Below are 7,247 nucleotides of genomic sequence, written 5' to 3'. Positions count from 1 at the left end.
GCCGGCCCGGGCGCAGGCCGCGCCATCGCGACCGCTCGCCGAGATCGCCAGCCAGGGCCCGTTCCGCCTCGCGGTGGCCGCCGCCGCCGTGGCCTACGCGGTGATGGGCCTGCTGATGACCGCCACGCCGCTCGCCATGCTGTGCGCCCGTCACGACTTCGCCACCACCACCGCGGTGATCCAGTGGCACCTGGTGGCGATGTTCGCGCCGTCCTTCGTCACCGGCGGGCTGATCCGGCGCTTCGGCGCGCGCGGGGTGATGCTGGCCGGCGGCGTGCTCAATCTGACGGGTATCGGGGTGGCGCTGACGGGCGATGCGATCCCGGTGTTCCAGTTCGCCCTGGTGCTGGTGGGCGTCGGCTGGAACTTCCTGTACGTCGGCGCCACCACGGCGCTCACCGACACCTGCCGCGACGCCGACCGGCCGCTGGCCCAGGCCTTCAACGACAGCGTGGTGTTCGCCGCGGTGACCGTGGCCACCCTCGGGGCCGGCCGGCTGGTGGATGCCCTCGGCTGGGCGCAGGTCAACCTGCTCGCCGCGCTGCCGGTGGTGGCGCTGATGGTGGCCCTGCTGCGGGCGGGCCGGCGGCCGGCGCTGGCGTCGGCGCCCTGACTTCCCGTATCCTGCCGGCCTTCCGGTTCTTCCCCGCCGCCGCTGCCATGACGCTTTCCCACCGCCCGATCCGTGCCGTGCTGTTCGACCTGGACGGCACCTTGCTCGACTCCATCCCCGACCTCGCCGAGGCCTGCCAGCGGATGATGGCCGAGCTGGGGCGTACGCCCCATTCGGTCGAGACGATTCGCGGCTTCGTCGGCAAGGGCATGCTCAACCTCGTGCGGCGCTGCCTGGCCGAGAGCGGCTCGGCGGAGGCGGACGAAGTGGCCGCGGCGGTGGATGTGTTCCGCCGCCATTACGCCGAGGTGAACGGCGCCCGCACCACGATCTACGCCGGCGTCGTGCCGGCCCTCGACGCGCTGCGCGAAGCGGGTGTCGCGATGGCCTGCGTCACCAACAAGCCGACAGCCTTCACCGCACCGCTGCTCGAGCGGATGGGCATAGCCGGCTACTTTGACGCCACGGTCAGCGGCGATACCCTGGCCGAGAAAAAACCGCACCCGGCGCCCCTCGTGCACGCCTGCGCACTGCTCGGCGCGGAGGTGGCGGAGGCGCTGATGATCGGCGATTCCGCCAACGACGCCGAGGCCGCCCGCGCCGCCGGCATGCCGGTGCTGCTGGTCACCTACGGTTACAGCGAAGGCAAGCCGGTGGACAGCATCGATTGCGACGGGCTACTATCGAGCCTCGTCGATGCGCTCCCGCGCATCCGCTGACCCGTCGGACCACACCGATTCCATCGTGACCCCGAAGCGCATGACTTTCGTACAGGAGTTCCCTGCCGTTCGTATCCCCACCTCCGGTGGATGCGGCGGCCGGTCATGGCTGGGCTGCTGAGCCCCGCCCGAACCAGTCACGAGCAGCCCTCGTGATACCCTCGCGAAAAAGCATCATGTCCTTCCGGAGTCTCCATGACCGAAGCCGAATTCAACGCCCTGGCCGCCCAGGGCTATAACCGCATTCCGGTTACCCTCGAAACCTTTGCGGATCTCGACACCCCCCTTTCCGTTTATCTGAAGCTGGCCAACGCGCCCAACACCTACCTGCTCGAATCCGTGCAGGGCGGCGAGCGTTTCGGCCGCTACTCGATCATCGGCCTTGCCGCGCCCACGCGCATCGAGGTGCGGGGCCGCGCGGTGCTCGCGCTGACCAACGACCGCCTGATCGAACGCCGCGACGACTGCGACCCGCTGGCCTACGTGGGCGAGTTCATGGCGCGCATCAAGGTACCGCCCCGCGACCACCTGCCACGCTTCGCCGGCGGCCTGGTGGGCTGCTTCGGCTACGACACGGTGCGTTATATCGAGCCGCGCCTCGCCAAAACCACCAAGAAGGACGAGCTCGGCACGCCCGACATCCTGCTGCTGCTGTCCGAGGAAATCGCCATCGTCGACAACCTCTCCGGCAAGCTCACGCTGGTGGTGTATGCCGAGCCCGACGTACCCAACGCCTTCAAGCGCGCCCAGAAGCGCCTCAAGGAGCTCCTCGGCAAGCTGCGCGAGCCGGTGTCGGTGCCGGCCAACCTGCGCGCCGCGCCCACCGAGCCGGTCTCCAGCTTCGGCGAGGACGCCTTCAAGGCCGCGGTGCAGCGCGCCAAGGACTACATCGTCGAGGGCGACATCATGCAGGTGGTGCTCAGCCAGCGCATGAGCAAGCCCTTCGGTGCCTCGCCGCTGGCGCTGTACCGGGCGATCCGCAGCCTCAACCCGTCGCCCTACATGTTCTATTTCAACTTCGAGGAATTCCAGGTGGTCGGCGCCTCGCCCGAGATCCTGGTGCGCCTCGAAGATAAAGACGTCACCGTGCGGCCCATCGCCGGCACGCGCAAGCGCGGCGCCACCTACGACGAAGATCAGGCGCTGGAGCGGGAGCTCCTTGCCGACGAGAAGGAGCGCGCCGAACACACCCAGCTCCTCGACCTGGGCCGCAACGACTGCGGCCGCGTCGCCACCACCGGCAGCGTCAAGGTCACCGAGCGCTTCACCGTCGAGCGCTACTCCCACGTGATGCACATCGTCTCGAACGTCGAGGGCAAGCTCAAGGAAGGCCTCGACGCGCTGGCGGTGCTGCGCGCCACCTTCCCGGCCGGTACCGTGTCGGGCGCGCCCAAGCTGCGGGCGATGGAGATCATCGACGAACTCGAACCCACCAAGCGCGGCATCTACGCCGGCTCGGTCGGCTACGTGGGCTTTCACGGCGACATGGACCTCGCCATCGCGATCCGCACCGCCGTCGTCAAGGACGGCATGATCCACGTTCAGGCGGGCGCCGGCATCGTCGCCGACTCCGACCCCCAGTCCGAGTGGCAGGAAACCCAGAACAAGGCCCGCGCGATGCTGCGCGCCGCCGAGATCGCCGAAGCCGGCCTCGACACCGAGCTGTGAGCGCCCAGCAAAAGGCCGCCCGCAGGCGGCCTGGTGCGTGCCGGCGGGCGGCGGGGTCAGAACGCGATGCCGACCTTCGCCTGCACCAGCCAGTTGTCCGCCCCCTCGCGGCCGGCCGAGACGGTCTTGTTCACCGTGTCCTGCCAGCGCGCGCCGAGGCCCAGGTTGAGCTGGCCGATGCGGTAGTCCAGATCGGCGCCCGCCTGCCGGGCGAACATGTCCACGGTACGGGCGCCGCCGTCGGCCTTCACCCAGCCGATGCCGGGGCCGACGCCAAGAGTCAGATCCTTGGCGATGGGCACGGTCCAGCGCGGGTTGAGTTCGACGGTGGTGAGATCGAGCCCGCCCTTGTCGAACTTGTTCACCGACAGCTTGGTGCGGATCACGCCGGTCGGGGTCTGCAGCAGGTCGCAGTTCATCGCCAGCTCCAGGCCCCAGGCGCCGCCGCTGCTCACGTGCTGCGGGTCCATGATGCCGCCGGTCACCGACGCCACGAAGCCGTGCTCGAAGTTCTTGTCCAGGCCCGGCAGGAACTTCCACTCGCCCGCCTGGGCGGTGGCGGCGGAACCGAGGGCGGCGGCGATCACCAGGATGCGGAAGGTCTTCATCGTGCTTTCTCCTTGTTTTATGGAATGCCCGACAATCATTCCACATTCGCCGATGCCCGGTCGGTAACCAAGGTTACAAAGTTTTGTCGGCCCGCGCGCGCCATCGGGCATACCACCCGGCGCCCGGCCGGCGCCAAGCCAGAACATGCAATTGCGGCGCCCCGCGCGGCGCGCCGCACCCAGCGAAAGGATGTGTTGCCATGCTGCTGATGATCGACAACTACGACAGCTTCACTTACAACCTCGTGCAATATTTCGGCGAACTCGGCGCCGACGTGCGGGTGTATCGCAACGACGAGATCACCGTCGACGCGATCGCCGCGCTGAAGCCCGCGCAGATCGTCGTCTCGCCCGGGCCGTGCTCGCCGGCCGAGGCGGGCATCTCGGTGGCGGCCATCCAGGCCTTCGCCGGCAAGATTCCGCTGCTCGGCGTGTGCCTCGGCCACCAGAGCATCGGCGCGGCCTTCGGTGGTCGCATCATCCACGCCAAGCAGCTGATGCACGGCAAGGTCTCGCCGGTGCATCACCTCGACAAGGGCGTGTTCAAGGGCCTGCCCAACCCGCTGACCTGCACCCGCTACCATTCGCTCGCCATCGAGCGCGAATCGCTGCCCGACTGCCTCGAGGTGACCGCCTGGACCGACGACGGCGAGATCATGGGCGTACGCCACAAGACGCTGTTCGTCGAGGGCGTGCAGTTCCACCCCGAGTCGATCCTCACCGAGCGCGGCCACGACCTGCTGCGCAACTTCCTCGAACAATCCCAAGCCTGACCGGAGCCGCCATGACCATCACTGCCCAGGAAGCCCTGCAACGCACCATCGAGCACCGGGAAATCTTCTACGACGAGATGCTGTCGCTGATGCGCCAGATCATGGCCGGCGAAGTCTCGCCGGTGATGACGGCCGCCATCCTCACCGGCCTGCGGGTCAAGAAGGAAACCATCGGCGAAATCTCCGCCGCCGCCGCCGTCATGCGCGAGCTGGCCACCAAGGTTGTCGTGCCGCCGCCCAACGACCACTTTCTCGACGTGGTCGGCACCGGCGGCGACGGCTCGCACACCTTCAACATCTCCACGGCGACGATCTTCGTCGCCGCCGCGGCCGGCGCCCGCGTCGCCAAGCACGGCGGACGCAGCGTTTCGAGCAAGTCGGGCAGCGCCGACGTGCTCGAGGCGCTGGGCGTCAACCTCAACCTCAAGCCCGAGCAGGTCGCCGAGTGCATCGCCGAAACCGGCATCGGCTTCATGTTCGCCCCCAACCACCACAGCGCCATGAAGAACGTCGCGCCGGTCCGCCGCGAGATGGGCGTGCGCACGATCTTCAACATCCTCGGCCCGCTCACCAACCCCGCCGGCGCGCCCAACACCCTGCTGGGCGTGTTCCACCCCGATCTGGTGGGCATCTGCGTGCGCGTCATGGAACGCCTCGGCGCCAGGCATGTGCTGGTGGTGCATGGGCGCGACAGCATGGACGAGGTCACTCTCGGCGCGTCCACGCTGGTGGGCGAACTCAAGGACGGCAAGATCCGCGAATACGAGATTCACCCCGAGGATTTCGGCCTTACGATGATGTCGAGCCGCAACCTCAAGGTGGCCGACGCCGACGAATCCAAGGGCGTGCTGCTGGGCGTGCTCGACAACAAGCCGGGCGCCGCCCGCGAGATCGTCGCCCTCAACGCCGGCACCGCGCTGTACACCGCCAACATCGTCGATTCCATCGGTGCCGGCATCGCACTGGCCCGCGAGACGCTCGCCTCCGGCGCGGCCCGCGCCAAGCTCGAACAGTTCGTCGCCTGCACCCGAAAGTTCGCGTAAACGGCGGCGGGGGCGGATCGACGCGCCCCCGCTGGACGCCACGCCTGTCCTGCTTCCTTCGCCAGCAGATCGCCCGAAGCCCCCAACCCGAGAACCCGCCATGTCCGACATCCTCAACAAGATCCTCGCCGTGAAGCGCGAGGAAGTCGCCGCCGCCCGCCAGGCGGTTTCCGACGCCGCGGTGCGCGCGCTCGCCGCCGCCGAGCCGCCCGCCCGGGATTTCGTCGGCGCGATGCGCGCCAGGATCGCCGCCGGCCGCGCCGCCGTGATCGCCGAGATCAAGAAGGCCAGCCCCTCCAAGGGCGTGATCCGCGCCGACTTCCGGCCCGCCGAGATCGCCGCCAGCTACGAGAAGGCCGGCGCCGCCTGCCTGTCGGTGCTCACCGACCGCCAGTTCTTCCAGGGCGCCCCCGAATACCTCCAGGCCGCCCGCGCCGCCTGCGCGCTGCCGGCCCTGCGCAAGGATTTCCTGGTCGACCCCTATCAGGTCTTCGAAGCCCGCGCGATGGGTGCCGATGCCATCCTGCTGATCGCCTCCGCCCTCAGCCTGGCCGAGATGCAGGAGATGGAAGCCATCGCTGAAGACCTCGGCCTGGCCGTGCTGGTCGAAGTGCACGACGGTGCCGAGCTGGACGTGGCGCTCCAGCTGCGCACGCCGCTTGTCGGCATCAACAACCGCAACCTGCGCACCTTCGAGGTCAGCCTGCAGACCACTCTCGACCTGCTTTCCCGCATCCCCGCCGGGCGCATCGTCGTCACCGAGTCGGGCATCCTCGCCCCGGCCGACGTGGCCCTGATGCGCGAGCATCAGGTCAATGCCTTCCTGGTGGGCGAAGCCTTCATGCGCGCCGACGACCCGGGCGCCGGCCTCGCCGCCCTGTTCGGCTGAGCCATGCACGACACGCCGCCCACCGCCCCGGACGACGCGCCGCCGCCCGCAGCCCGGCCGGCACGCGGGCTCGGCCTGCGCATCGCGCGGGCGCTGCTGGGCGGGTTCATCGCCCTCGTCACCGTCGCGGTGGTGCTGGTGGGCTGGCTCGGCGGCACCACCTCGGGCTTGCAGGCCATCGTCGATCTGGCGGCGCGCCTCAGCGGCGGGGTGGTCAGCGTCGAGCAGTCCGACGGCTACCTGCTCGGTGATCTGCGTCTGGGCCTGCTGCGGGTGCGCACGCCCACCCTGCAGGTGGATATCCGCGAACTCGTCATCGACTGGCGACCCGCCGGGCTGACCCGTGGCCGGCTCGACATGGCCCGCCTCAGCGCCGCCGAGGTCAGCGTGGCCAGCGCTCCCAGCGACGAGCCGGCCACCTTGCCCGACAGCCTCGAGCTGCCCAAGGCGATCGAGATCGGCCGCTTCCAGGTCGGCCGCCTGCAGATCGGCAAGCTCATCGACGGCCAGCCCGCTGCGCCGGACATCGTCTTCACGGCCCTCGAAGGGCGCCTCGCGTCCGACGGCCGCCAGCATCGGCTCACCGATTTCAGGGCCCTCGCGCCCTTTGGCCAGCTGGCTGCCAACCTCCAGCTCGACGGCCGTCGCCCGTTTCCGCTGGTGGCCGGCGTCGGCCTCGTGACCCGCCAGGCGGACCAGGCCTGGACCCTCGCTGCGGGCGCCGCGGGCGATCTCGAAAAGCTCAAGCTCGACGCCACCGCCAGCGGCGCCGGCATCGACGGCACCGCGGCGATCGTCGCCACCCCGTTCGCGCCGCTGCCGCTGCAGTCCGCCCGCGTCCAGCTGCGCGGCGTCGATCCCCAGCGCTTTCACGCCAGCGCGCCCCGCGCGCGCCTCGACATCGACGCCGACCTGCGCCCCTCGGCGCCGGCCG

7 protein-coding genes and 1 pseudogene are annotated in these 7,247 nt (G+C 69.7%); 7 read left to right on the top strand and 1 reads right to left on the bottom strand.

Annotation, left to right across the window (positions count from 1 at the left end):
• The 3 genes from ACE3P2_RS02875 to trpE form a co-directional block, all read left to right on the top strand.
• A partial coding sequence (locus tag ACE3P2_RS02875; protein WP_374260771.1) for an MFS transporter occupies window positions 1-613 on the top strand: 613 nt, incomplete at its 5' end.
• A 47-nt stretch (window positions 614-660) separates the two neighbouring features.
• Window positions 661-1,332 carry a phosphoglycolate phosphatase gene (locus ACE3P2_RS02870; RefSeq protein ID WP_374260768.1) on the top strand — a complete coding sequence of 224 codons (672 nt, stop codon included), beginning with the start codon at window positions 661-663 and terminating at the stop codon, window positions 1,330-1,332.
• Between the two features lie 195 nt (window positions 1,333-1,527).
• On the top strand, window positions 1,528-3,000 hold the full coding sequence (gene trpE, locus ACE3P2_RS02865; RefSeq protein ID WP_374260765.1) for an anthranilate synthase component I: 1,473 nt from the start codon (window positions 1,528-1,530) through the stop codon (window positions 2,998-3,000).
• Between the two features lie 56 nt (window positions 3,001-3,056).
• On the opposite strand, the gene ACE3P2_RS02860 is transcribed toward trpE, so the two are convergent.
• Window positions 3,057-3,608 (bottom strand): hypothetical protein, encoded by a 552-nt coding sequence (locus ACE3P2_RS02860; protein ID WP_374260762.1) that lies wholly within the window; start codon window positions 3,606-3,608, stop codon window positions 3,057-3,059.
• A gap of 200 nt (window positions 3,609-3,808) precedes the next feature.
• Here ACE3P2_RS02860 and ACE3P2_RS02855 point away from each other — a divergent pair, with 200 nt between their 5' ends.
• The 4 genes and pseudogenes from ACE3P2_RS02855 to ACE3P2_RS02840 all read left to right on the top strand — a co-directional run.
• Complete coding sequence (locus ACE3P2_RS02855) at window positions 3,809-4,381, top strand: aminodeoxychorismate/anthranilate synthase component II (RefSeq protein WP_374260760.1); 573 nt, start codon at window positions 3,809-3,811, stop codon at window positions 4,379-4,381.
• Between the two features lie 11 nt (window positions 4,382-4,392).
• Window positions 4,393-5,424, top strand: a complete 1,032-nt coding sequence (gene trpD / locus ACE3P2_RS02850; RefSeq protein WP_374260757.1) for an anthranilate phosphoribosyltransferase — start codon at window positions 4,393-4,395, stop codon at window positions 5,422-5,424.
• A gap of 100 nt (window positions 5,425-5,524) precedes the next feature.
• Window positions 5,525-6,313 (top strand): indole-3-glycerol phosphate synthase TrpC, encoded by a 789-nt coding sequence (gene trpC / locus ACE3P2_RS02845; protein ID WP_374260755.1) that lies wholly within the window; start codon window positions 5,525-5,527, stop codon window positions 6,311-6,313.
• Window positions 6,314-6,316: 3 nt separating this feature from the next.
• Window positions 6,317-7,247, top strand: a pseudogene (locus ACE3P2_RS02840) (hypothetical protein); the annotation flags it as partial.

It is taken from the genome of Zoogloea sp., from assembly GCF_041911615.1.
In the GTDB taxonomy this organism is placed as follows: domain Bacteria; phylum Pseudomonadota; class Gammaproteobacteria; order Burkholderiales; family Rhodocyclaceae; genus Zoogloea.
Note: the sequence above shows the minus strand (reverse complement) of the source record. Positions and strands in the feature narration are given on the sequence as shown.

Excerpts from the sequence above, each read along its gene's own strand:
- ACE3P2_RS02870 (WP_374260768.1), top strand. The coding sequence starts at position 661 with ATGACGCTTTCCCACCGCCCGATCCGTGCCGTGCTGTTCGACCTGGAC.
- trpE (WP_374260765.1), top strand. The coding sequence starts at position 1,528 with ATGACCGAAGCCGAATTCAACGCCCTGGCCGCCCAGGGCTATAACCGC.
- ACE3P2_RS02860 (WP_374260762.1), bottom strand. The coding sequence starts at position 3,608 with ATGAAGACCTTCCGCATCCTGGTGATCGCCGCCGCCCTCGGTTCCGCC.
- ACE3P2_RS02855 (WP_374260760.1), top strand. The coding sequence starts at position 3,809 with ATGCTGCTGATGATCGACAACTACGACAGCTTCACTTACAACCTCGTG.
- trpD (WP_374260757.1), top strand. The coding sequence starts at position 4,393 with ATGACCATCACTGCCCAGGAAGCCCTGCAACGCACCATCGAGCACCGG.
- trpC (WP_374260755.1), top strand. The coding sequence starts at position 5,525 with ATGTCCGACATCCTCAACAAGATCCTCGCCGTGAAGCGCGAGGAAGTC.